Below are 21,562 nucleotides of genomic sequence, written 5' to 3'. Positions count from 1 at the left end.
CGGTCTTGGCACGGCAGGCATCGCCTCGCTGACCAGCACGCAGGTGCAGTCGCTGACCACGACGGCGCTGAACGCACTGAGCACGGCCCAGCTCGCAACGCTGGCAATCGCCTCGCTGACGACGGGTCAGGTGGCCGGTCTGAGCACGGGCCAGCTGTCGAGCCTGATTTCGAGCCAGGTCCAGCAGCTGGGTTCGGCTGACATCAAGGCGCTGAGCACTAACCAGGTTGTGAACGGTCTGGGTTCGGCGGGCATCGCGGCGCTGACGTCCAGCCAGGTTGCGCAGCTCGGCACGGCGGACCTGAACGCGCTGAACACGGCAGAAGTACAGGCACTGGGCTCGGCGGGCATTGGCCAGCTGACGTCGTCGCAAGTGCAGTCGCTGACCTCGACGGCGCTCAACGCGCTGACGACGTCGCAGCTGGCGACGCTGTCGGTGAACCTGCTGACGAGCGCCCAGGTCTCGGGTCTGAGCACGGGCCAGCTCGCGGCGCTGAACTCGACGCAGGTGCAACAGCTGAACTCGGCTGACCTCAAGGCGCTGAACAGCTCGCAACTCGCGGCGGGTCTCGGCACGGCGGGTATCGCTTCGCTGAGCAGCACGCAGGTGCAGGCGCTGAGCACGGCAACGCTGAATTCACTGAGCACGGCCCAGCTCGCAACGCTGGCAATCGCCTCGCTGACGACGGGTCAGGTGGCTGGTCTGAGCACCGCGCAGCTCTCGAGCCTCGGTTCGTCGCAGCTCCAGAACCTGACGACGGCCGAAGCGAAGTCGCTCAGCTCGAGTCAAGTCGGCTCGCTGTCGACCGCGGGTCTCGCGGGGCTCGGCAGCAGCGCTCTGCAGAGCCTGACGACGAGCCAGATCTCGGGCCTGACCAGCAGCCAGTTGGCCAACGGCTTGACCACCAGCCAGCTGAACTCGCTGACCAGTGCTCAGGTCAACGCGCTGACGTCGGCACAGGTGGCGGGTCTCAGCAGCGATCAGCTCCAGGCGCTGCATGTCCACTAAGCGCCGAAGCTAGCGCACGGCTACGTCCTCGCGCGCGCCCGAAAGGGCCGCGTGAGGGGCGTATCGGAGATACGACAGATAGTTTTGTTCACGAGGCCAGGCCTACCACCTCACGGTAAGCTTGGCCTCTTTTATTGAGGGCTACTGCCATTTGAGGCGACTGTCCGACAACGTTTGCTCAACTCCATCTACTTATGATTTCCCAGACGAATCCGGTCGATGCCGGATACACAGGCAAGCTCGTGTCGGCCTGGCGCGGAGGCCTCAGCCTGAATGAGGTCGTTGATTACTGTTCGCAGCTTGGCGCAGCCGGCCAGCATGAACTGGCTGCTGTGCTTTACCAGACCTGGCTCGCCCGCAACAGCACGCCGTTCAATCATTTTGTTTTGTTCAATCTCGGCGCGAGCTACAACGCGCTCGGGATGACCGAAGAGGCGAAGAGCGCTTTTCTGCGCGTCGTCGAGCTTGCGCCTTCGTTTGCGCAAGCGCACGTCAACCTTGCCATCATCTACGAGCGTGTCGACCGGATCGACGCCTCGATTGCCGAATGGACGTGGGTTGCGAATACTACCTCGCCCACCGATCCCGAGAACGCGCCATTGCGCATACAGGCGTTCAACAATCTGGGGCGGATTCATGAGAACAAGCGCAACTACGGTGAGGCGATGAACTGGCTCATCAAGAGCCTGGAAGTCGATCCATCGCAGCCGGACGTGCTGCATCACCTCGTTTTCCTGCGCGCGCGTGCCTGCGAATGGCCGGTCTACGTGTCACTGCCAGGCGTCGATCCCGCACTGATGCGCCGCTCGACGTCAGCTCTCGGAATGATCTCCCAATCGGACGATCTCGAGGAGCAGCTTGCCGCCGCGCGCAACTTCGTCGCCGCCAAGCTCAATTGCGACGTGCCCGCATTGGCGGAGAAGAAAAACTACGGACACAAGAAGATCCGTATCGGATATCTCTCTTCAGATCTGTGCCTTCATCCGATCGCCATGCTGGCGGCCGAACTGTTCGAACTGCACGACCGCAAGCGCTTTGAGGTGTACGGCTTTTGCTGGACCAAGGAAGACGGCTCGGCGCTGCGCCAGCGCGTGATTCGCGGCATGGATCATTTCGAGCGCATCGACGGCCTCACCGATCAGGAGGCAGCGGAGCTGATCCGCAAGCACGAGATCGACATTCTCGTCGACCTGCACGGCCAGACACTCGGTGCGCGCCCGCAGATTCTCGCCGCGCGCCCGGCTCCGATCCAGGTGACGTATCTCGGACTCGTCGCCACAACGGGCTTCCCGTTCATCGATTATGTCGTCGCCGATCAGTTCGTCATCCCGAAGAAGTCTGCGAAGTACTACACCGAAACGCCGCTCTACATGCCCGACGTCTATCAGGTGAGCGACCGCCAGCGCGTGATTGCCGCGGCGCCGTCACGCAAGGATAGCGGGTTGCCTGAAGACGGCATTGTGTTCTGCTCGTTCAACAACAATTTCAAATACACGCCAGAGGTCTTCGACGTCTGGATGCGCATTCTCTCGCGCGTGCCAGGCAGCGTGCTCTGGCTGCTCGCGGACAACGTCTGGGCGCAAGCCAATCTGCGCAAGGAAGCGGAAAAGCGTGGCGTCGATCCGCAACGCCTCGTGTTCGCGCCGCGAGTGACGCCCGAAGACTATCTCGCCCGCTACCTTGTCGCCGACCTGTTCCTCGACACGTTCCCGTTCAACGCGGGCACGACGGCCAACGACGCGCTCTGGGCCGGCCTACCGCTTCTGACCTGCTCCGGCCAGGCGTTCGCCTCACGCATGGCCGGCGCGCTCCTGACCGCGGCCGGGCTGCCGGAGCTGATTACCCATACTTGGGAAGACTACGAGGAAAAGGCGGTCGCACTCGCGCACGACCCGGCTGAACTGCGCCGCCTGCGAGGCGAGCTTGCGCAGGTCAAGGAGAGCGGGGTGCTTTACGATACGCCTAAGTTCGTGCGCAATCTCGAGAAGCACTTCAAGCGCGTGGTGGGCGAACTCGCCGCGTAGGGGAACGGCATGGAAAGCAGACGCGCAGCATATTGACTGGTGCCGCGCCAGTTGCGTGGGCCGAACGCCGGACCGGCCTGCGCCTCGCACGGAAGAAAAAAGCCCGCGCGGCGGGCTGAGGCGATGGTGTTGCGAACTACCGTTAGATTGTGCTCACTGAACGCTCGCCCTGAACACGTACTGGAGTGCTTTCGAGTCCTCGACCGCAACGTTCGCATCGGCGCCCGCTGCAGTCGCCATCGCGCGAATAACGGGCAAAAAGGCTTCGCGTTGCGGTTCGTTGAATACGCGGGCCTTGCCGGCGTCGACGATAAACCCTGCGTTGCGAAACATTTCCAGCATCGTGACGCGCGAAAACCAGCGGATATGCGTGCGGTCGAATAATCCGGAATCCTGATACCGGAAATCGCCAATGCTCAAACGCGCCTGCACACTCCAGTGCTGCGCGTTGGGAATGCACGCCACGACGCACCCGCCACGATCCATCGACCCGCGGATTTTCTTCAAGAGCGCCCAGGGATCGTAAAGATGTTCGAGCACGTCTCCGAAGACCCAGCAGTCGGCGTCGAAGTCCGTGCGCAATTTCTCGACGGGTACCTGTTCGATATCCACATCGATTACACGGTCACAATGCTCGCGCGCCATCTCGGCATACGCCGGAACAATTTCGATGCCGGTGTAATGCACCGCCGGATTCAATTTTCTATATTCGCGCGCCAAAGCACCGGAACTGCAACCCACTTCCACCACGCGCCGGGCACTTGCTGGCATGAGCTTGAGCAAATCTGGGTTGTGATTCTGGTGAACAGGAGTTTGATCCACCGTACTACTCCTTATATTTGCTTAAATAAAGATCGTAACCGTCGCGCCACGAGCGCGATCCAAACGAGCCGACGCTTTCATGAACCACGCTTAGCGACCACGTCCCCATGCGCAGGCCCTTGAGTTCGGCCTGGCGGCAGAAGTCCATATCGTAAAAGTGGAACTTGAACTGCTCATCGAAACGCAACTCGCGGCGGTTGATCGTTTCGCTATCGGCAATCAACAGCAGGCCGTCGAGGAGCTTGCATTCCTTTCCGGAAGGGCCGAACGTCAATACGTTTTTGCTTGGGAATCCCTTGCCATGAGCGACGGTTCCGCTCACGTACTGGGGCTCTTCTCGGCGCAGGTCTGGCGTGGGATAGCACCATGCCGGCTGGCGCGGCAAACGGCGCACGTTGCCGGCCAGACCCACTAAGTCAAAACGGGCGAGTGACTCACGGATACGCTCGTTCCAGAAGTTATCGCTAAGCCAGACGTCATCGTGAACGAATACGAGAATGGCCGGATGCTGCGTCGCGTAATCGATTGCCTCGTTGTAGATGCTGGAGAGTCCGCGCGTATTGTTGTCGAACAACTGAAGCTGTAAACCGGGCAGGCTTTCGTAGAGATTGAGCGAGCGCCCGAGCGCCGTTTCGCTAAAGAACTGCTGGCGGTTGCAACGCGTCCCGCAGACGAAGCGAATGGGTTTCATACCTGCGGGAAGGCCGCCGGTGTCGATGACTATGGTTTGTCGTACCACCGGTTGCGGTTCGCGCGCCGGGGCTGCGACCGGCAACGCCGGCGTATTCCCGGTCTGCGCCAGCACCTCGAAATGCTCGGGTTCAAGCCCGTCGCACCATCGCTGCCACATGATGCGCAGCGCACGCGACGCGGCATCGGCGATCGTTCTGGCGTCGATGAGCGGCGACTGCATGCAATGCTGACGAAGCTCGCGGCGCACCGTTGCGAGCGCATCGAGATCGTCGGCCAGCGCGGCGCATTTGCGCACGAAGTCCTCCTTGTCGCGCGCGACGAATGCCTCGTCGAGCCCGAGGTGCGACAGCCATCCCGTGCTGCCGCGGCTCGCCATCGAAACGCTGGGCAGGGTCATGGTGGGCACGCCCATCCACAGGGCCTGCATCGTGGTGGTCGAACCGGCGAACGGGAACGCGTCGAGGCACACGTCAATCAGATTGTGCTGCTGCAAGTAGGTCGTCACCCCTTTGCGCTGCAGAAAGCCGATGCGCTGCGGGGAGACTCCTTCGTCCGCGAACATTTTCGCGAGCTTGCTCATTTGCTCCGGCGCCGTAATGGCGCCGATGAGCATGCGTGAATTCGGCACCTCGCGCAGCACGCGTGCCCAGAGCGCGACAACTTCCGGCCCGACCTTCACGAGCCGGCTGAAACTGCCGAACGTCAGGTAGCCGTTTTTTAGGGCCGGCAACGCGTTCACGTCCGGTGCTTGCGGGTGAGGCTTGAATGGCGCGAGCGCCGGGAGGAACACGAGCTTTTCGGAGAACTGATCGGCGAACTGTTCGAGCGGCGTGACGAAACGGTCTGACATGTAATAGTCGACGGCCGTCAGGCCGGTTGTGGCCGGATTGCCGATCCAACTGACCTGGACCGGCGCCGGTTTGTGCGCGAAGGTCACGAGCCGGTTGCGGCCGGTATGGCCAGACAGGTCGATCAGAATGTCGATGCCGTCGTCGCGGATCTTCTGCGCGAATGCGGTGGCGTTCAGGCTGAAGACTTCGTGCCACTCGTGCGCGTGTGCCCGGATTTCCTTCGTGAATCCGTCGCTGACCACATAGTTCGAGTAAATGTGCAGGGACAGGTCGGGGTCGTGCGCCAGATACTCCAGCACCGAGAGAAAGAAATAAGCGACTGGGTGATTGACCAGGTCTCCCGAAACGAAGCCGACTTTCAGGCGCCGTGACGGATTGCGATCATTGGCATGCTTCGGCCAGCGCGCGCGCAGGGGGGCTTCCTGGTGTGTCGCGAACTCGCGGAATTCCGCGAATGCGCTTGCGGCATCGAGGTCGATCTTGTGCATCAGGCAGAACAGCAGGTTGCTGCGTGTTGCGGCCTGCGTGGGTGCCAGTTCAAGTGCACGGCGAAAGGTGGATTCCGCTTCGTCATACAGCCCATGCAGCATCAGGGCGTTGCCAAGCGCGTCGACTTCGAGAGCGTCGTTCGGTGCCAGTTCCACTGCACGCCGGGCATGGACGAGCCCCTCGGCGTGTTGGCCCAAAGCCTGCAAGGCACTCCCCAGCGTGCGATGCAGTGCTACGCATTCAGGATGCCTTTCGAGGCCCTGACGGCAGCGTACTTCTGCTTTCCGGTACTGGCGGGTGACAAGCAGCCCGTCGGTCAGCATGGTCTGGGCGATGAGATCGTTGGGCAGCAAGTCGGCGGCACGCTCCGCGGCACTAACGGACTCTGGATACTGGCCCGCGTTTCGCAGGGTGGTTGCGAGCGCAAGCCAACATTCGCCATGCGACGGATATTGCTTCGTGAGGCGTTGGGCAAACTTCAGCGCGGCATCGAGTTTTCCAGTGCCGGCGAGCTGCGCAAATTCGCGCAGCTCGCGCGGAGTTGCACGGCGCGTATCGTTTTGCCCGGTGGCCGCGGCTTCCACCGTTTCCGCTGCTTTCGCGGTTGCAGGCGCTTCTTGCACAGGCGTTTCGCTGTCCGCCGCGGCTGCGGGCGAGGGTGTCGGCGCGGCCTTGTTCGAGGCATTGGGCTGGCTGATACGAGCGCTCAACGTCTCGACGGCCTCTGCAGGAAGGCCGTATTCCCGATGCGCGATGGAGAGTGCGATCCGAGCCGTTTCCAGCTGACTGCTTCCAACAAGGGCGTTGATGTAGTAGACCCATATTTGCGCATTTGCCGGCACCTGACCAAGCGCGGCTTCAAAATGCGCCACGGCCTCGGCTGGCTGGTCCGTTTGCATGCGCAGCACGCCAAGATGGTAGTGGGCGTCCAGATGATCGCTTACACGCTCAAGGACGGCAGCGTAGAGTGCGGCGGCAGGCCCGTATTCCTTCTTGCGATGATGTTCGATCGCGGTTTCCATCATGGCGAGTTCGATGTCGCGTGCTGGCTGCGAATCGGGGGCCAGCGCGATGGTGTCGGTCGGAGTCGGGAAGGCAGTCATGACAAAGGCGAGCTTGCGCCGCAGGAAGCAATGGTAAGGAAATTATGGAGGCCGATCGCTTCCGGTAATGCGCCGAGTTGGCGTCAAAACGGCCGCCAATTCGACCGCCAGAGGGGGCGTTGACCGGTGCGAAAAAAAGGCGCGCAAAGAAAAGGCCCGCACGAGGCGAGCCGAGATACGCAAATGCGCAGGACGCAATCGTTGGTTGTTGTTCGTGAGGGCGCAGCGAGGGCTGGGTTTCAGAACTGCGCGACGCGCTGATACTGGTTCACGTTCCGCGTAGCCTGCATCGCCGTGCGGAATTCGGCGCTCAGTGCGGTCTGTGCCGACTGTGCCGCCGCGGCGACTCGCGCGTCGATCGCGTGAACCTGCTTGAGCACGTCGAGCGCGGCGCCCGTTTGCTTCGCGGAGAGCGACATGAGTAGCGGCGAACGCTCGTTCGCGAGCTCGGCCGCCTTTTCCCACTCGCCGACGGCTGCCGCCTGCTCGATGTCTTTCGTGATCTGCCAGATGCGATCGATGGGCGCAGCGAATTCCATGTCGTCTCTCCTGCTGGATGCGCTTAGCTCTTGTTGGTGGCCAGCGCGCCAGCGCTGTTGGTGCCGCCGAAGAGCTGCGTGAGGTACTGCTGGTTGCTGTTCATCGTCGCCATCAGCGTGTTGAGCGCGGTGAACTGCGCAGTGTACATGCTGGTGAGCTGCGACTGGTAATCGGCGAGATTCGACTGCTGTGTCGAGAGGTTCGTCAGGTCAGTCTGGATCGAGTTAGTACGCGTCGTAATGACGCCCGTGCTCGACGAATAGCTCGTGATGTTGTTGTTCAACTGGGCGGCCACGCCGGTGGTCGAATTGAACAGCGCTGCTACGGTCGACTGATTATTCTGCAGCGCGGTGTTCAGCGTGTCATTGTCGACCGAGAGCGAGCCGTCCGAATTCAGCGTGACGCCGATCGAAGCAAGGCTGGTCGTGGTGCTGCCGCTCTTCACGCCCGTTGCGACGATCGTCGCGAGCTGGTTCTGAATCATGTTCAGCGTCGAGTCGCCGAGCAGCACGCCTTGCGACGTCGAGGTCGAGCTGAACGACGTGAGCGTGGCCATCGTCGTCACGAGCGTGTTGTACAGCGTGACGAAATTGTTGATTGCGCTGGATTCGGCGCTCGTGTTCTGCGAAACCGTGAGCGTCTGTGCGCCGCTGCCCGTGCTCGACGTGTCGACTGCCGCTGCAGTGAGGTTCAGCGTGACGCCGGGCAGCGCCGAGGTCACGGTGTTCGTCGTGCTGGTCGCGCCGGTGCCGTCAATCGTGAAGTAGGCGTCCTGGGCAGCAGTGGACTGCGTCCACGTGCCCGTGCTCGTGACGCCACTCACCGTCGTGCCGCTGCTATTGGTGTACGAGAGCGTCGACTGGTTGGCAGTGAGGTCGCTCGAGGTCGCGCTCGCGCTCGTGATCGCCGTGCCTGCCGTGGTCGTCACCGCGAGGCTATTCAGCGCATCGCTGGAGTTCGTATCGTTGATCGCGATGCTGATGCCGTTCGAAGCACCCGTCGAGGTCGAATGCAACACGAGGTGGGCACCGTCTGCGCCATTGACGACCGTTGCCGTCACCCCCGGATTGTTGCTGGCCGAGTTGATCGCCGATGCAATGCCTGCAACAGTGCTATTGCTGCTGTTGAGGGAGATCGTGGTGCTTGCACCGTTGACCGTCAGCGTCATTGTCGACGTGCCCGAGGCGAGCGCCGTTGTTGCGCCGTAGCCGGTCGAGGTGAGCACCTGGGCCTGCGCCACTTGTTTCAAGTCGAGCGAGTATGACCCGGCTGCCGCGCCGCTGCCTGCGGTGGCCGTAATGCCGGTGCCGCTGAGCGTCGTGCTGAATGCATTGAGGGTCGTGCCGTCCGAGAGCGGCGAGAGGCCTGCCTGAAGTGCGGAAAGCGCGGCGGAAAGCGCGCCGTACGCGGAAATCTCGGTGTTGTCTTGCGTCTGCTCGGCGCTGATCGTAGCGGCCGTGCCGGCAGTCTTGGCATTGACGAGCGCGGTGACGAGCGAGTTCACGTCCATCGACGAGTTGCCGGTCGAGCCGCTGACGATCGACTGGGCGGCTTGCTGCAAAGCGGCGTTGCTCGCTGCGGTTGTAGCGGCGACGCTACTCGCGATCGTGCTGGCTGTCGAACTGGATACGGTGGACATGAAGGGGCTCCGTGCGTCGGCGTTGCAGTGTGAATCGGTTCAAGTCTGCAAAACGCCAATCGGGAGGCGATCCTCCCGATTGGCTTGCGTTGCGCTCACGGGTATGGCGGCCGGGCGCGCAACGCTTGGGCTAGAGAAGCTCGTATTACTGGAGGAGCTTCAGGATCTGCTGCGGTTGCGAGTTCGCTTGTGCGAGCACCGAGATACCAGCTTGCTGCAGCACTTGCGCCTTGCTCAGGTTCGCCGTTTCTTCTGCGAAGTTGGCGTCCTGGATCGACGACTGGGCGGTCGACAGGTCGGTCGACTGAGCTTGCTGCGTGGTGCCGATTGCCGTGAAGCGGTTTTGCGCTGCGCCGAGCGTTGCCTGCAGGTTGTTCAGCGTGTTCAGTGCGTTGTCGATCGACTCCATGGCCATGCTTGCGCCGCTTGCCGTGCTGATGTTGACGTTTGCAACATCCGTCGGCACGTTGTAGGAGTTGATCTGCGACGTCACTGCGGCTTCGGCCGTCGAGTTGCCCGCGCCGGAGGTCGCTGCCACATCCAGATTCTGGAGGTTCGTATCGGTGAGCGACAGTGCCGTGCCCGAGCCCAGGATAACGCCGTTGCCGTTGGCGTCTGCGGTAACCGTAGCACCGGTTGCCGAGAACAGAGCGTTGACGGCCGTCGAATTCAGCGCTTGGTTGTTCTGGTCCGTGAACGTGAAGCCGCCGCTGCCGTCGGAAACCACGTTGATGGAGCTGATTGCTGCGCCGGCAACCGAACCGCCGTTTGCGTTGACATCAGCCGTGCCGTCCGAGTTCAGGCTCAGGCCGGTGTACGAGCCGAGCGTCTGGCCAGCTTGCGGCACGCCGCTGCCGATCGAAGCCGCCGACATGTCTTGGTTCAGGCTCAGGCTGATCGTCTGACCGACGTTCGCGCCGACCTGGAACGACACGGTACCGAGCGTGCCGTTCAGCACGTTCATGCCGTTGTACGTCGTTTGCGAAGCGATACGGTTGATTTCCGAAACTTGCTGGTTCACTTCCTGTTGCAGTGCTGCACGGTCGTCGGAGGTCATCGAGCCGTTGGCTGCTTGCGTGGCCAGCTGGCGGATACGCTGCAGGCTGCTCGTCAGGGACGAGAGACCGCTCGATGCCGTTTGAACCAGCGAAACGCCATCATTCGAGTTCGACACACCCTGATTCAGACCGTTGATCTGGGTCTGCATGATGTTCGAGATCGCGAGGCCTGCTGCATCGTCAGCTGCGCTGTTGATGCGCTTACCCGACGACAGGCGCGTGATTGCTTGCGACAGCGCGCTGCCCGAGCCCGTCAGGTTCTGTTGCGCGACGAGCGAGTTGATGTTGCTGTTAATTCCGAGCATGGAAATTCTCCTAAGCGGGCTGAAAGCCCGTTACAAGCCACTATGGCCGCGGCGGGTGCAATCTTTCATTGCTGGCCGCCTCAGTGAAGGTTGTCGGCGTCGGTAAAAAAAACTTGAGGGGAAGCACCGACAATCGAGACCTCATTTGCGCGATGCATAAAAAGTCCTGTTGCGCCGCGCTCCGTGCTTCTCGCTTCCCTTACGCGTTCATGCGTCTTGCAGTTTGCAAGCGTGTTTACGGCAGACATGGCGCGTGGTTTAGTGCGGCGCCCACGACGGCGCGCCCGCGGTGGCGCCCCTGCCCGCTGCAGCGCGCCGCGAGGCGGCGTATCCTCAGCGGTTCCCCGTTCGCCCTTTTTTCTGGAGGCCCCATGGAACTACGCAGGATCGGCACTTCCTCGTTGCAGGTCGCCCCGCTCATGTTTGGCGGCAACGTCTTCGGCTGGACCGCAGACGAAGCCACCTCGTTCTCGATCCTCGACGCCTTCACCGACGCCGGCCTCAACTTCATCGACACCGCCGACGTCTACTCAGCCTGGGTGCCCGGCAACCGGGGCGGCGAGTCGGAGACGATCATCGGCAAGTGGATTGCGAAGAGCGGCAAACGCGACAAGGTGGTAATCGCAACGAAGGTCGCAAAAGACGCGCGCCGCCCGGGGCTTTCCGCCGCCAACATCGCGGCTGCCGTGGAGGATTCGCTGCGTCGTCTGCAGACCGATTACATCGATGTGTACTTCTCGCACGAGGACGACCAGAAAGTCCCGCTCGAGGAAACACTCGGCGCGTATCAGCGGCTGATCGAGGCCGGCAAGGTCCGGGTGATCGGCGCGTCGAACTACACGGGCGCGCGCGTCGAAGACGCACTCGCGGTTTCGGCGAAGTCGGGCCTGCCCGCGTACCAGATCATCCAGCCCGAATACAACCTGTACGACCGCGCCCGCTACGAGGCCGATCTCGAACCGGTTGCCATGGCCCAGAAACTCGCGGTCGTGCCCTATTACAGCCTTGCGAGCGGCTTTCTCTCGGGCAAGTACCGCTCGCGCGAGGATCTCGCGAAGAGCACGCGCGGCTCGCGCGTCGAGAAGTACCTCGATCACCGCGGCATCCGGATCCTGGCGGCGCTCGACTATGTGGCCGAGCGCCACGGCAGCACGCTCGCGGCGGTTGCGCTGGCATGGCTGATCGCGCGCCCGAGCATTACCGCGCCGATCGCGAGCGCGACCTCGCTGGATCAGTTGGAGAGCCTTGCGGCGGCGGTGCGGTTGAAGCTCGATCCGGCCGACATCCAGGCGATCAACGACGCGAGCGCCTGACGGGAAAGGGATTCATCCAGGTGTCCTAATCGACAGGGCGCGCGGCAGTCGTGGCAAGCCGCGCAAGTCCCTGAGTTGAATCAAGAAACCCTGGTCAGGCAGATCTTTTCCTGATAAGATTGGGAGTGAATTGAGATCTTTGCCTGTTTTGTTGCCGTGTTCGTTACTGTTGGCGGCCGCAAACCGGCGGTCAGGTGTGTTGCAGCAAGGTCGACCTGATCGCGTTCCGCTGTGAACCCCCTACTTCTCTTTTCCGGCCTCCGTGGCCGCCTTGCCTCTCGTTTAGCCCCAGCGTGGCGAACGACCGGAGGGCCGGCGCGTGAGCGGCTTTGACGCTCGCGCCTTTGAACCGTATTAAGCGATTTGAGTTAGGAAATACATGACGACGATTCTTCTGAAGGAAAACGAGCCGTTCGAAGTGGCGATTCGCCGCTTCCGCCGTGCAATCGAAAAGAACGGCCTGATCGCCGAGCTGCGTGAGCGTCAAGCTTACGAAAAGCCGACGGCAGTTCGCAAGCGCAAGAAGGCAGCTGCTGTGAAGCGCCTGCACAAGCGCCTGCGCAGCCAGATGCTGCCGAAGAAGCTCCACTAAGCTTTTTCGCTTTTCGGTGTTCCGCCAGACGGCGGCGCATGCTTCGCAAGAAGCTGCGCCGCCGTTTGCGTTTGTGCGTGTTCGTGCATAGAACCTACGCGCCGGCCGCTATCAGGCGGCGTCCCTTAGCTGCTCGGGTGACAAGCCGAACTGGACGGCAATCGAACAAAGGCGTTCGCGCCATTCCCACACGCCAAATACGTCGTGCACGTTCTGCAGGCAACTGAGCAGACTGATCGTAGCGGGGTCGTAAATATTGATGTGGGCACGCAGCAGCGCTTTTTTCAGCGCGGCAACGCCCACATCCATATAGAGCGGCACGTCATTCGTCTCACGGCCGAGGTAGCGCACGGGAATGCCTTCCATGGCGCTCATATAGTCGCGCGGCCGGATGAAGCTGCCGACCGGGCAACCGCCGTAGCTATGCGCACTGCCGGAGCCGCCGCCACAGCCGCCGCCCCGGTAGGCGCCGCCGCCGCGTGGAAGAAGTGCCGCGCGCCCTTGGCCAAAGAGATGGGCCACCGCGCGGTCGAAGATCTCCTGATGACTCAGGAAGCGGACGTTTTTCATTTCAACCCCCTGTTGCCGGGCTGCCGGGCACAGGTTAATTCCCTTCTAATGCGGCGCCGCCGGCCTCCCAGCCGGCATCACTACCCGTTCCCCTGACGCGCTTGCATTCACTTCCCGTTATAACGGCACGCCGCTGGAAAACCGTGGGGCGGCGCACCGTAGCGATCAAATAGTGAGTCGGCCGGCGCCCGGCGCAATCGCTCTGGCGTGTCACAAGGCCATGCGGGACAAAGATTCGCGAGGCGCATCCCGCCCCGCGCGGGGCTTTCCCGAGTCGCGCGAGTTTCGCTGCGCTCAGGCGCGGCGCTTCCTTTTGCCAAGCGCTGCGCAAGCCTCGCGGCACATGCAGTCGCGCTCATGGTCGTTGACCATGCCGACCGCCTGCATGAACGCGTAACAGATCGTCGTGCCAACGAATTTGCAGCCGTATTTCTTGAGCGCCTTGCTAAGGGCGTCCGAGACCTCGGTGGAGGCCGGCGCGTCGCGATACGAAGCGAGATCGTTCTGGATTGGCGTGTCGTTCACGAACGACCAGACGAACTTCGCGAGCGAGCCGTGTTCCGCCTGGATTTGCTGCACGGCGCGGGCGTTCGCGATGGCGGCCTCGATCTTGGCCCGGTTTCGCACGATCGAGGCGTCCTGCACAAGCGTTTCGACGTGTTTGGGCGTAAAGCGTGCAACCTGCGCGATATCGAAGTTGGCAAAAGCGCGACGATAGCCTTCGCGCTTGTTGAGTATCGTGGACCACGAGAGTCCCGCCTGCGCGCCTTCGAGCACGATCATTTCGAACAGATGCTGGTCGTCCCGCGACGGCACGCCCCACTCCTCATCGTGGTATTGCACATACTGCGGCGACGCGCCAGCCGATACCCAGTTGCAGCGGTGTGTCACGGTAAGTTCTCCTTGCGAGACGTCGTTCGAGCCACGCAAGCATAGCGGATCGGCGCCGCGCCGCCACCCTGGCCGGATGGCCGATTGTGCGAACCCTGGTAAGCCGTTAGTCTCTGCGGCACGATAAGAATTTTCGCTTTCGAACCGGACTTTCAGGCGCGCGAGGCGCGGCGGACATCATGCAGAAATACACCTGGTTGATTGGCGTGGACGGCGGCGGCACGGGCACGCGCATCGCGCTTGGCGACACGAACGGCCTCGAACTCGCGCGCGGCGCTGCGGGGCCGTCGGGGCTGGGGCTCGGTATCGAACGGGCCTGGCAATCGATCGAGGAAGGCTGCCGGGCGGCATTTACGCAGGCGGGGCTTGCGCTCGACTGGTCGCAATGCGTGCTTGGCTGCGGGCTCGCTGGCGTAAACAATCCCGACTGGCTGGCGCCGTTTCTCGCTGCCGCGCCCCCAGTGGCCGGACTCGCGGTAGAAAGCGACGCCTACACGACGCTGCTGGGCGCGCACGGGGGCGCGCCGGGCGTGGTGGTCGCCCTCGGCACGGGCAGCATCGCGGCGGTGCTCGGTGAGGACGGCCAATGCCGCATTGCGGGCGGTTTCGGCTTTCCCTCGGGCGACGAAGCGAGCGGCGCGTGGTTCGGCCTGCGCGCGATTGTCTGGGCGCAGCAGGCGCTCGATGAACGCGTGCCCATGGACGACCTTGCCCGGGCCCTCCTTGCACACGCGCGGGCCACCGATCGCGACAGTCTCATCGTGTGGCAGTGCGCGGCGAACCAGACGGCCTATGCCAGCCTCGCGCCGGTCGTGCTCGCGCATCGCGAACATCCGTTCGTCGCCAGACTGCTCGCCGAAGCCGGCGTGGAAATCGCCAAACTCATCACCGCACTCGATCCTTCGGGCAAGCTGCCGGCGGCGCTCTCGGGCGGCCTCGGTCAGCCTCTGCGCGAGTGGGTCCCGCAAGCGGTGCGCGATCGCCTGCGTGCGCCGCTCTCCGATTCCACGACCGGGGCGCTTAGGCTCGCGCAAATGGAAGCCCAGCGGCTGACGCACGCCGCCGCGGGCAGCTGAATGGCGGGCGACGAGGTGCACGAACGTAGGTCAAGGGCATAGCCGTGCCGCAAATGCTACGATTCAACGTTTCCCGCTAGCTGTCTGGTCACCATGTACAAGGTCATTGCAACCGATCTCGACGGAACGCTGCTCAATAGCGACCATCAGGTCGATCCGTTCACGGTTGCCACGCTGGGCGCGCTCGATGCACAGGGGCTGCCGTTCGTGATCGCGACCGGTCGCCACTATTGCGACGTCGCTGGCATTCGCGACGTGCTAGGCATCCGCCCGTATCTCATTACTGCGAACGGGGCGCGCGTGCACGCGCCCGACGACACGCTGATCCACGCGAGCAATCTGAATGCGCCAATGGTCGAGCGTCTTGTCGCCGCCGAAACGGTGGGCGCGCACGGCCGCCTGATCGTGAGCCTCTATACCGACGATGCCTGGCTCATCGACCGCGATGCGCCCGAACTGCTCGCGTATCACCAGGACTCGGGCTTCGAGTACCGCGTGGCGGATCTGCGCGACTACGCAGGCGCAGGCATCGCCAAGGCGCTTTATATCGGCGATCCGGCAGATCTCGCACACGTCGCGCAGAATCTCGCGCGCAAGTTCGGCGACGCGCTCTACGTCACCTACTCCTTGCCCGATTGCCTCGAAGTGATGGTGGCCGGCGTTTCGAAGGGCCGCGCGCTGCGCGTCGTGCTCGAGCGGCTCGGCGTGGACGCCGGGGGGTGCGTCGCGTTCGGCGACAACATGAACGATATCGATCTGCTCGAAACGGCGGGTCATCCGTTCATGATGAACAATGCCAATCCCGATCTCATCAAGCGGCTGCCCCGGGTGCCGCGCATCGGCAACAACTTCGAAGCCGGTGTCGCGCATCATCTTCGCAAGCTGTTCGCGCTCGACGACGAACTCGCGTCGTAATTCACGTGGGCGCGGCCGCTAGCGCCGTCACCGCTGTAGCGATTCCATCCGAACGGTAACGGCGGGAGGGTTACTGCGCGGCGGGCAATTGCGCGCACGGGCAGTCATCCGCGCGCGCGTCGAGCCCTTCGCGCTCGTGCGAGAAACGTGCGCGCGCGTCGGCGCCACTCCAGTCGATGCGCACCACGTAGATGCTGTCGAAGTCCGCGCTCTCCCAGCGCGGCACATCGCTCGCGCTGCCGCCGTGCGCGGCGACGATGCGGCCCACGAGCGTCTCGATTTCCCGATGTTCCCACGCAACGAGCACGGTACGGCCGCGCCACTGCGGATCGACGAGCGTGGATTGCAGCGCGTCGATCTTCGAATAGCCATACGGCGTCTGGACCGGCATGCCGAACTGGATCGCGGTCGGCTCGATCGTCGCGAGCGGGCGCACGTAGTAGTAGGAATGCCCGCTGTCTTCCTTTTGCTCGCTGGGGTCGGGCGCATAGATGGCATCGGGCTTGCCGTACTTGGCCGCGATCACGGCCGGCAGCGCAAGCGCGCGGTTCAGCCCCTTGCAGTTGAGCTGGCCGAATCCTTCTGGGGGCTTTTCGCCATGCCTCACGAAGATGAGCGTTTCGACGTTGCGTGCGGTTGCCGCGCTACTCGTATTCGTCTGTGCGGTCTCGCCGGCGTTAGCGGGTCCGTTGGCATGCGGCAGCGGCGCGCACGCGCATAGCAGTGCGCCAAGCGCTGCGGCGAGCGTCGGGGCGATCCGGATCGGCCGGGGGCGGGGGCGCTTCATGCTGGGCGTGATGTCCGAGGTCGCAAGACAATGGGAAGGTCGCCCGATTCTAGCAGCGCGGCCACCACGGGCCCGGCCAGCCGCGCAGCCGGAACCCCCTGGCGCCGGCAAGACGAACGGGCTTCGGCGCGAGTGACACGCCCACGTACCCGATACCGGGTCCGTGAACCGGGCCGGCGAAGTTGGCCGCGAGCACGGCACTGCCGCAACCGCCTGGAACGAGCCAGAAAGTGCCGATCAGTTCGCCAATGAGTCGTCTGAATAAGTGCATTGCGTGACACCTCGAAAAGCCGATTCTTGAAGGGGCCGCGTAAAGCACCGGCACCGGGAAATGCAAGATTCCAGGCAGTCGCACTTTTCGGTGCTGTCAGGGATTGTCAATTTCGACGTAATTCATCGAATTATTGCGTTCGATGTGTACGCAATTGCGCTGGGGCGGATCGGTGGTTAAATGGAAGAATAGTCTGAAAAAGCAGTATTAATAGCGATTGCGAATTCCGTTATTTACGTCTAATCTCCGATCGAGCCGGTTTCAAGAGCAATGAAGGGGGAATAGAAATGTCGCAATATACGGAAATCAAGGCGCAGATCGCAAAACTCCAGGCTCAGGCCGAAGAGGCGCGGCGCACGGAGATCGCGGACGTCATTGCCACGATCAGGGAAAAGATCGCCGAGTACGGCCTCTCCGCCCAGGACCTGGGCTTTGCGGAGGCCGCGCGCCGCGGGCGCCCGCCGAAAAAGGCGCCGCTGCCCGCGCGCTATCAGGACCCCAAGTCCGGAGCGACCTGGAGCGGGCGCGGCAAGCCGCCCAAATGGATCGCGGGCAAGAACCGCGAACGTTATCTGATCGCTTGACGCATGCCGCCGGAGAACAGCCCGGCCGCCATACCAGTGCAACCGCAAATGCAATAAAAGAGCCGCATGATCCATGCGGCTCTTTTTGTGCGTCAACTGTAATGAACGCGTAATGGCGCTATTCGGCGACTCGCAAACGATTCACGTCGTGTATTCGTCTGGATTTATCGCGGAACCTGGAATGCTTCGCACTCAACCGGCGGCGACGCGACGCAGTACCGGACGCTGTGCGGCTTCGATCAGCGCCGTATATGTGTCGACATAATTGCCGGCCATGATGTGCGACGTGAAGCGCTGTTCGAACTGGTTGCGAATGGCCACGCGCGAAAGCGAATCGATATTTTGAAGCGCGGCCACGGCGCCTTGCACGTCCTCGACCACATGGCCCGTGACGCCCGGGTCGATCACTTCCGGCACCGAACCGCGATTGAATGCGATCACCGGCGTGCCGCACGCCATCGCCTCGATCATCACGAGGCCGAAGGGCTCGGACCAGTCGATCGGGAACAGCAGCGCCTTCGCCCCCGAAAGGAACGCGGGCTTCTGCTCTTCGTTGATCTCGCCGATGAACTCCACGTGGGCCTGCGAAAGCAGCGGCTCGATTTCAGCCTTGAAGTAGTCCTGGTCGGCCTTGTCGACCTTGGCGGCGATCTTCAGCGGCAGGCCGGAGAGCGCGGCGATCCTGATCGCCGTGTCCACGCGCTTTTCCGGGCAGATCCGGCCGAGGAACGCGAGATATTCAGGCTTACGGTCGGCCTGCGGCGTGAGCAGGTTCTTCGGCAGTCCGTGATAGATCGTGTTCTGCCACGCGGCCTGCGGCAACGGCTGGCGCTGCGAGTCCGAAATCGAGATGACAGGGGCGTTCGGGAACTGCTCGAAAACCGGTTGCAGCTCCGGCAGGTCGAGGCGGCCGTGGAGCGTCGTGACGAACGGCGTGTCCATGGTCGTGAAGAGCGGGAACGGCAAATAGTCGAGATGGAAGTGCAGCACGTCGAACTCGTGCGCGACGCGGCGCACGCGCTCGAGCAGCACCATGTGCGGGGCCAGCGCGTCGCGGATCGTCGGGTCCAGACGCAGGGCGCGCGGCCAGGCGGCTTCGAGGTTTGCCGAGGTGACCGAATCGCCGCTGGCGAACAGCGTCACGTCGTGGCCGAGGTCGACCAGCGCTTCGGTCAGGTAGGACACGACGCGCTCGGTGCCGCCATAAAGCTTGGGCGGAACGGCTTCATAAAGTGGCGCAATTTGTGCGATTCGCATTGTTCGATCTCCTGGCGAAAAGCCGCGCGTGCAACGGACCCGGTGATGCGGCACTGCGGCGGTACAACGGTATCGGGTTATCCCTGAGACCGATTATGGCCATTTCGTGGCCCGATACACGCAGTTTTGCAAACGCTTAAAGTTGTTACAGCGGGAAACAGCGGGTGTAAGAGGCCATTGCAAAGCGTGACGCGGCGTGCGCGCGGACAGCGCAAGCCGCGTGCCCAAGGGAGCGGACAAGGGTCAGAAGACTGGCGCGCGCGCATCGGTAGCACGCACGCGTGACGCATCCGTGAAAAAGCCTATAATCGGCGAACAATTTCGCGGCCTATGCGCATGACATGACGCGCCCCGCCTCCCGCCGCTCGTCTCGCCTCCTTGTCAGAAAAATTCCTACACGTTAGCGATAGGTTTTCTCGCAACGCGTCGCGGCATCCGTCCGATTTCCATTTGTTCCCGCCCCAGCCACAATGGACCCACGACCATAAACGCCGTTCGGATGCAGTCGGGTTGTATCTGGGCGAGCAAACGTTTTCCGCAGGCGGTCTGACCAGCCGCCGCGATTTGATTCGGGGGAATCCATGAGCGCGACGACGCACAGCGACATGCTCAATGAGATCAAGGAAGTGAACCTGTCGTACCTGTTGCTCGCGCAACGTCTTTTGCGCGAGGACAAGCCGACGGGCATGTTCCGCATGGGCATCTCCGAGCAGTCTGCCGAGGTGCTCGCCAATCTCACTTTCGCGCAGACCGTCCGGCTTGCCGCATCGAACCAGCTGCTTTGCCGCTTCCGGTTCGACGACCACGCCATCCTGAGCGCGCTTGCCGACAAGGGCAAAACCGCGCTGACCCACTCGGCGATCATCATGGCGGGCCAGGACGTCGAGCAGATCGGCTGAACCGCTTCGCCCCGCGCCGCAGCGCGCGGCCGCGCATTGCACCCTTGCTGCCCGCGAACGGCGGCAGGGGCCAGGCGTATTCCTTTGCGGCTTCCAACGGGTGTCTATGGCGACAAAGAGTGTGGTGCAGGAGGTAAAGGAGATCGCGCTCGCGATCGAGCTAATCGAACTGGGCGCGCGTCTGCAACTGCTCGAAGCGGAGACCTCGCTCTCGCGCGACCGGCTAATCCGGCTTTACAAGGAAGTGAAGGGCGAGTCGCCGCCCAAGGGCATGCTGCCGTTTTCGACCGACTGGTTCATGACCTGGCAGCCCAACGTCCATTCCTCGCTGTTCTACAACACGTTCATGTTCATGAGCCGCCATGCGCGCTGCGAGCCGATCCACGCGATCGTGAAGAGCTACCGGCTCTATCTCGAGCACCTGCGGCTGCACGACGAAACGCCCGCGCTGAGCCTCACGCGCGCCTGGACGCTCGTGCGCTATTTCACCTCGGGCCTCTTGCAGATGACGCCGTGCAGCCGCTGCGGCGGCCGCTACGTGGCGCACGCGCACGACCCGCAGCGCGGCTTCATTTGCGGGCTGTGCCAGCCGCCCTCGCGGGCGGGGCGCACCCGGCGCAACGCGCTTGCGTCGCAGATCGCCGCTTGAGGCAAATCGACGCGCTTTGACGCGGTCTGAAGCGGCTCGGTGCCGTCCATGCAGGCCGGGACTCCGGATAAACCCGGCCCGCCCCGGCGCGAAGGCCGCGCAGCCCCACCGGACGGCGCCTGCCGCAGCAAGCCCGCATCCTTACAAGCGATCGCAGGCACGCACCGCAACCCCTTCCCGCGCGGCTTTGCGAACCGGCCCCAGATTCATCCGCCATGCCGATGTCCAGCAGGCGGCAGATGCCCGGCCGGCTTACGATTCGCGCCCACTCAAACCCAAAGTTTTTCGCGCCGTTGCCGTAAACCCAGCTAAGGGCGCGGGCCGACGGCGGTTCGCGGCGCATTTCTAGTGAGGACCCGGCAGTGCTGATTATCGTTGGAACCCTCTTGACGATCCTTTGTGTCTTCGGCGGCTACGCACTCGAGGGCGGCCATCTGGGCGCGCTCATGCAGCCGATGGAACTGCTCATGATCGGTGGTGCTGGCGTCGGCGCGTTCATCCTCGGCAACGGCATCAAGACCATCAAGGCCACCTTGCGCGTGCTTCCCACGCTGTTCAAGGGCGCCAAATACAACAAGGACGTGTACATGGAGCTGCTCGCGCTGCTCTATGTCCTGCTCGCGAAGGCGCGAAAGGAAGGCACGCTCACGCTCGAAGCGGATATCGACGATCCGCAGAAGAGCCCGATCTTCACGCAGTATCCGAAGATCCTGGCCGACCACCACATCGTCGAATTCCTCACCGACTACCTGCGTCTCATGGTCGGCGGCAACATGAATGCCTTCGAGATCGAAAGCCTCATGGACGAGGAAATCGAAACGCACCACGCCGAAGGCGAGGCGCCCGCTCACGCGCTCGCCAAGGTGGGCGACGCGATGCCGGCGTTCGGTATCGTCGCGGCGGTGATGGGCGTGGTTCATACCATGGCGTCCGCCGACAAGCCGCCCGCGGTCCTCGGCGAGATGATTGCCCAGGCGCTGGTCGGTACCTTCCTCGGCATTCTGCTTTCGTACGGCCTGATCGGCCCGCTCTCGAGCCTCGCGGAGCAGCGCGTGACCGAGTCGACCAAGATGTTCCAGTGCATCAAGGTGACGATCCTCGCGAGCCTGAACGGCTACGCGCCGGCCATTGCCGTGGAGTTCGGCCGCAAGGTGCTGTTCTCGACCGAGCGTCCGTCGTTCACGGAACTCGAAGAGCACGTGCGCCGCGTGAAGGCGAAGTAAGG

Annotated in this window: 18 protein-coding genes and 2 pseudogenes; 10 read left to right on the top strand and 10 right to left on the bottom strand. The window is 62.9% G+C overall.

The features are described 5' to 3' along the window. Together M3I53_RS35225 and M3I53_RS35220 are read left to right on the top strand one after the other, a co-directional pair. Positions 1-1,009 (top strand): annotated as a pseudogene (locus tag M3I53_RS35225) (heme utilization protein); the annotation flags it as partial. 194 nt (positions 1,010-1,203) lie between these two features. Continuing rightward, positions 1,204-3,033 carry an acetylglucosamine transferase gene (locus tag M3I53_RS35220; protein WP_254320389.1) on the top strand — a complete coding sequence of 610 codons (1,830 nt, stop codon included), beginning with the start codon at positions 1,204-1,206 and terminating at the stop codon, positions 3,031-3,033. Between the two features lie 153 nt (positions 3,034-3,186). Here the strand turns inward: M3I53_RS35220 and M3I53_RS35215 are convergent, their stop codons facing one another. The 5 genes from M3I53_RS35215 to M3I53_RS35195 form a co-directional block, all read right to left on the bottom strand. Next, positions 3,187-3,816 carry a trans-aconitate 2-methyltransferase gene (locus M3I53_RS35215; RefSeq protein WP_254320388.1) on the bottom strand — a complete coding sequence of 210 codons (630 nt, stop codon included), beginning with the start codon at positions 3,814-3,816 and terminating at the stop codon, positions 3,187-3,189. A 43-nt stretch (positions 3,817-3,859) separates the two neighbouring features. Beyond that, entirely contained in the window at positions 3,860-6,991 is a 3,132-nt protein-coding gene (locus M3I53_RS35210; protein ID WP_254320387.1) for a tetratricopeptide repeat protein, read from the bottom strand. A 239-nt stretch (positions 6,992-7,230) separates the two neighbouring features. Then, positions 7,231-7,530: a flagellar protein FliT gene (gene fliT, locus M3I53_RS35205; protein WP_254320386.1), complete on the bottom strand. Its 300-nt coding sequence runs from the start codon at positions 7,528-7,530 to the stop codon at positions 7,231-7,233. A gap of 23 nt (positions 7,531-7,553) precedes the next feature. Beyond that, positions 7,554-9,170 (bottom strand): flagellar filament capping protein FliD, encoded by a 1,617-nt coding sequence (gene fliD / locus M3I53_RS35200; protein ID WP_254320385.1) that lies wholly within the window; start codon positions 9,168-9,170, stop codon positions 7,554-7,556. A 145-nt stretch (positions 9,171-9,315) separates the two neighbouring features. Next, a complete protein-coding gene (locus M3I53_RS35195) occupies positions 9,316-10,533 on the bottom strand; it encodes a flagellin (RefSeq protein ID WP_254320384.1) in 1,218 nt (405 codons plus the stop codon). Between the two features lie 371 nt (positions 10,534-10,904). On the opposite strand from M3I53_RS35195, the gene M3I53_RS35190 reads away from it, so the two are divergent. Both M3I53_RS35190 and rpsU read left to right on the top strand, forming a co-directional pair. Continuing rightward, the gene (locus tag M3I53_RS35190) at positions 10,905-11,846 is read left to right on the top strand and encodes an aldo/keto reductase (protein ID WP_254320383.1); all 942 of its coding nucleotides are present in this window, start codon (positions 10,905-10,907) and stop codon (positions 11,844-11,846) included. A gap of 379 nt (positions 11,847-12,225) precedes the next feature. Then, positions 12,226-12,438 carry a 30S ribosomal protein S21 gene (gene rpsU, locus M3I53_RS35185; RefSeq protein WP_004198205.1) on the top strand — a complete coding sequence of 71 codons (213 nt, stop codon included), beginning with the start codon at positions 12,226-12,228 and terminating at the stop codon, positions 12,436-12,438. Between the two features lie 111 nt (positions 12,439-12,549). Here rpsU and M3I53_RS35180 read toward each other — a convergent pair whose 3' ends face one another. Both M3I53_RS35180 and M3I53_RS35175 read right to left on the bottom strand, forming a co-directional pair. Further along, the gene (locus tag M3I53_RS35180; protein WP_254320382.1) at positions 12,550-13,008 is read right to left on the bottom strand and encodes a hypothetical protein; all 459 of its coding nucleotides are present in this window, start codon (positions 13,006-13,008) and stop codon (positions 12,550-12,552) included. Positions 13,009-13,302: 294 nt separating this feature from the next. After that, positions 13,303-13,899, bottom strand: a complete 597-nt coding sequence (locus tag M3I53_RS35175) for a DNA-3-methyladenine glycosylase I (protein ID WP_254320381.1) — start codon at positions 13,897-13,899, stop codon at positions 13,303-13,305. Between the two features lie 179 nt (positions 13,900-14,078). Here M3I53_RS35175 and M3I53_RS35170 point away from each other — a divergent pair, with 179 nt between their 5' ends. Further along, the gene (locus M3I53_RS35170) at positions 14,079-14,975 is read left to right on the top strand and encodes a BadF/BadG/BcrA/BcrD ATPase family protein (protein ID WP_254320380.1); all 897 of its coding nucleotides are present in this window, start codon (positions 14,079-14,081) and stop codon (positions 14,973-14,975) included. A 93-nt stretch (positions 14,976-15,068) separates the two neighbouring features. Further along, positions 15,069-15,890, top strand: coding sequence for a Cof-type HAD-IIB family hydrolase (locus tag M3I53_RS35165; protein WP_254320379.1), 822 nt, complete (start codon positions 15,069-15,071; stop codon positions 15,888-15,890). Between the two features lie 70 nt (positions 15,891-15,960). Here the strand turns inward: M3I53_RS35165 and M3I53_RS35160 are convergent, their stop codons facing one another. Both M3I53_RS35160 and M3I53_RS35155 read right to left on the bottom strand, forming a co-directional pair. Next, a complete protein-coding gene (locus M3I53_RS35160) occupies positions 15,961-16,677 on the bottom strand; it encodes a histidine phosphatase family protein (RefSeq protein ID WP_254320378.1) in 717 nt (238 codons plus the stop codon). 127 nt (positions 16,678-16,804) lie between these two features. Further along, positions 16,805-16,948, bottom strand: a pseudogene (locus M3I53_RS35155) (aquaporin); the annotation flags it as partial. Positions 16,949-17,235: 287 nt separating this feature from the next. On the opposite strand from M3I53_RS35155, the gene M3I53_RS35150 reads away from it, so the two are divergent. Next, entirely contained in the window at positions 17,236-17,532 is a 297-nt protein-coding gene (locus M3I53_RS35150) for an H-NS family nucleoid-associated regulatory protein (protein ID WP_028203342.1), read from the top strand. 192 nt (positions 17,533-17,724) lie between these two features. On the opposite strand, the gene M3I53_RS35145 is transcribed toward M3I53_RS35150, so the two are convergent. Continuing rightward, the gene (locus M3I53_RS35145; RefSeq protein WP_254320377.1) at positions 17,725-18,789 is read right to left on the bottom strand and encodes a glycosyltransferase family 4 protein; all 1,065 of its coding nucleotides are present in this window, start codon (positions 18,787-18,789) and stop codon (positions 17,725-17,727) included. Between the two features lie 581 nt (positions 18,790-19,370). On the opposite strand from M3I53_RS35145, the gene flhD reads away from it, so the two are divergent. The 3 genes from flhD to motA all read left to right on the top strand — a co-directional run bounded on the left by flhD (position 19,371) and on the right by motA (position 21,560). Further along, the gene (gene flhD / locus M3I53_RS35140) at positions 19,371-19,688 is read left to right on the top strand and encodes a flagellar transcriptional regulator FlhD (RefSeq protein WP_069264381.1); all 318 of its coding nucleotides are present in this window, start codon (positions 19,371-19,373) and stop codon (positions 19,686-19,688) included. Between the two features lie 106 nt (positions 19,689-19,794). Further along, on the top strand, positions 19,795-20,337 hold the full coding sequence (gene flhC / locus M3I53_RS35135; RefSeq protein WP_254320376.1) for a flagellar transcriptional regulator FlhC: 543 nt from the start codon (positions 19,795-19,797) through the stop codon (positions 20,335-20,337). A gap of 362 nt (positions 20,338-20,699) precedes the next feature. Continuing rightward, positions 20,700-21,560 (top strand): flagellar motor stator protein MotA, encoded by an 861-nt coding sequence (gene motA / locus M3I53_RS35130; RefSeq protein WP_028203346.1) that lies wholly within the window; start codon positions 20,700-20,702, stop codon positions 21,558-21,560. Positions 21,561-21,562: the final 2 nt, after the last annotated feature.

Source organism: Paraburkholderia sp. CNPSo 3272, assembly GCF_024206495.1.
Taxonomy (GTDB): Bacteria; Pseudomonadota; Gammaproteobacteria; order Burkholderiales; family Burkholderiaceae; genus Paraburkholderia.
Note: the sequence above shows the minus strand (reverse complement) of the source record. Positions and strands in the feature narration are given on the sequence as shown.

Excerpts from the sequence above, each read along its gene's own strand:
- M3I53_RS35165 (WP_254320379.1), top strand. The coding sequence starts at position 15,069 with ATGTACAAGGTCATTGCAACCGATCTCGACGGAACGCTGCTCAATAGC.
- flhC (WP_254320376.1), top strand. The coding sequence starts at position 19,795 with ATGGCGACAAAGAGTGTGGTGCAGGAGGTAAAGGAGATCGCGCTCGCG.
- M3I53_RS35145 (WP_254320377.1), bottom strand. The coding sequence starts at position 18,789 with ATGCGAATCGCACAAATTGCGCCACTTTATGAAGCCGTTCCGCCCAAG.
- fliD (WP_254320385.1), bottom strand. The coding sequence starts at position 9,170 with ATGTCCACCGTATCCAGTTCGACAGCCAGCACGATCGCGAGTAGCGTC.
- M3I53_RS35220 (WP_254320389.1), top strand. The coding sequence starts at position 1,204 with ATGATTTCCCAGACGAATCCGGTCGATGCCGGATACACAGGCAAGCTC.
- flhD (WP_069264381.1), top strand. The coding sequence starts at position 19,371 with ATGAGCGCGACGACGCACAGCGACATGCTCAATGAGATCAAGGAAGTG.
- M3I53_RS35195 (WP_254320384.1), bottom strand. The coding sequence starts at position 10,533 with ATGCTCGGAATTAACAGCAACATCAACTCGCTCGTCGCGCAACAGAAC.
- M3I53_RS35180 (WP_254320382.1), bottom strand. The coding sequence starts at position 13,008 with ATGAAAAACGTCCGCTTCCTGAGTCATCAGGAGATCTTCGACCGCGCG.
- fliT (WP_254320386.1), bottom strand. The coding sequence starts at position 7,530 with ATGGAATTCGCTGCGCCCATCGATCGCATCTGGCAGATCACGAAAGAC.
- M3I53_RS35170 (WP_254320380.1), top strand. The coding sequence starts at position 14,079 with ATGCAGAAATACACCTGGTTGATTGGCGTGGACGGCGGCGGCACGGGC.
- rpsU (WP_004198205.1), top strand. The coding sequence starts at position 12,226 with ATGACGACGATTCTTCTGAAGGAAAACGAGCCGTTCGAAGTGGCGATT.
- M3I53_RS35210 (WP_254320387.1), bottom strand. The coding sequence starts at position 6,991 with ATGACTGCCTTCCCGACTCCGACCGACACCATCGCGCTGGCCCCCGAT.
- M3I53_RS35190 (WP_254320383.1), top strand. The coding sequence starts at position 10,905 with ATGGAACTACGCAGGATCGGCACTTCCTCGTTGCAGGTCGCCCCGCTC.
- M3I53_RS35150 (WP_028203342.1), top strand. The coding sequence starts at position 17,236 with ATGTCGCAATATACGGAAATCAAGGCGCAGATCGCAAAACTCCAGGCT.
- M3I53_RS35160 (WP_254320378.1), bottom strand. The coding sequence starts at position 16,677 with ATGAAGCGCCCCCGCCCCCGGCCGATCCGGATCGCCCCGACGCTCGCC.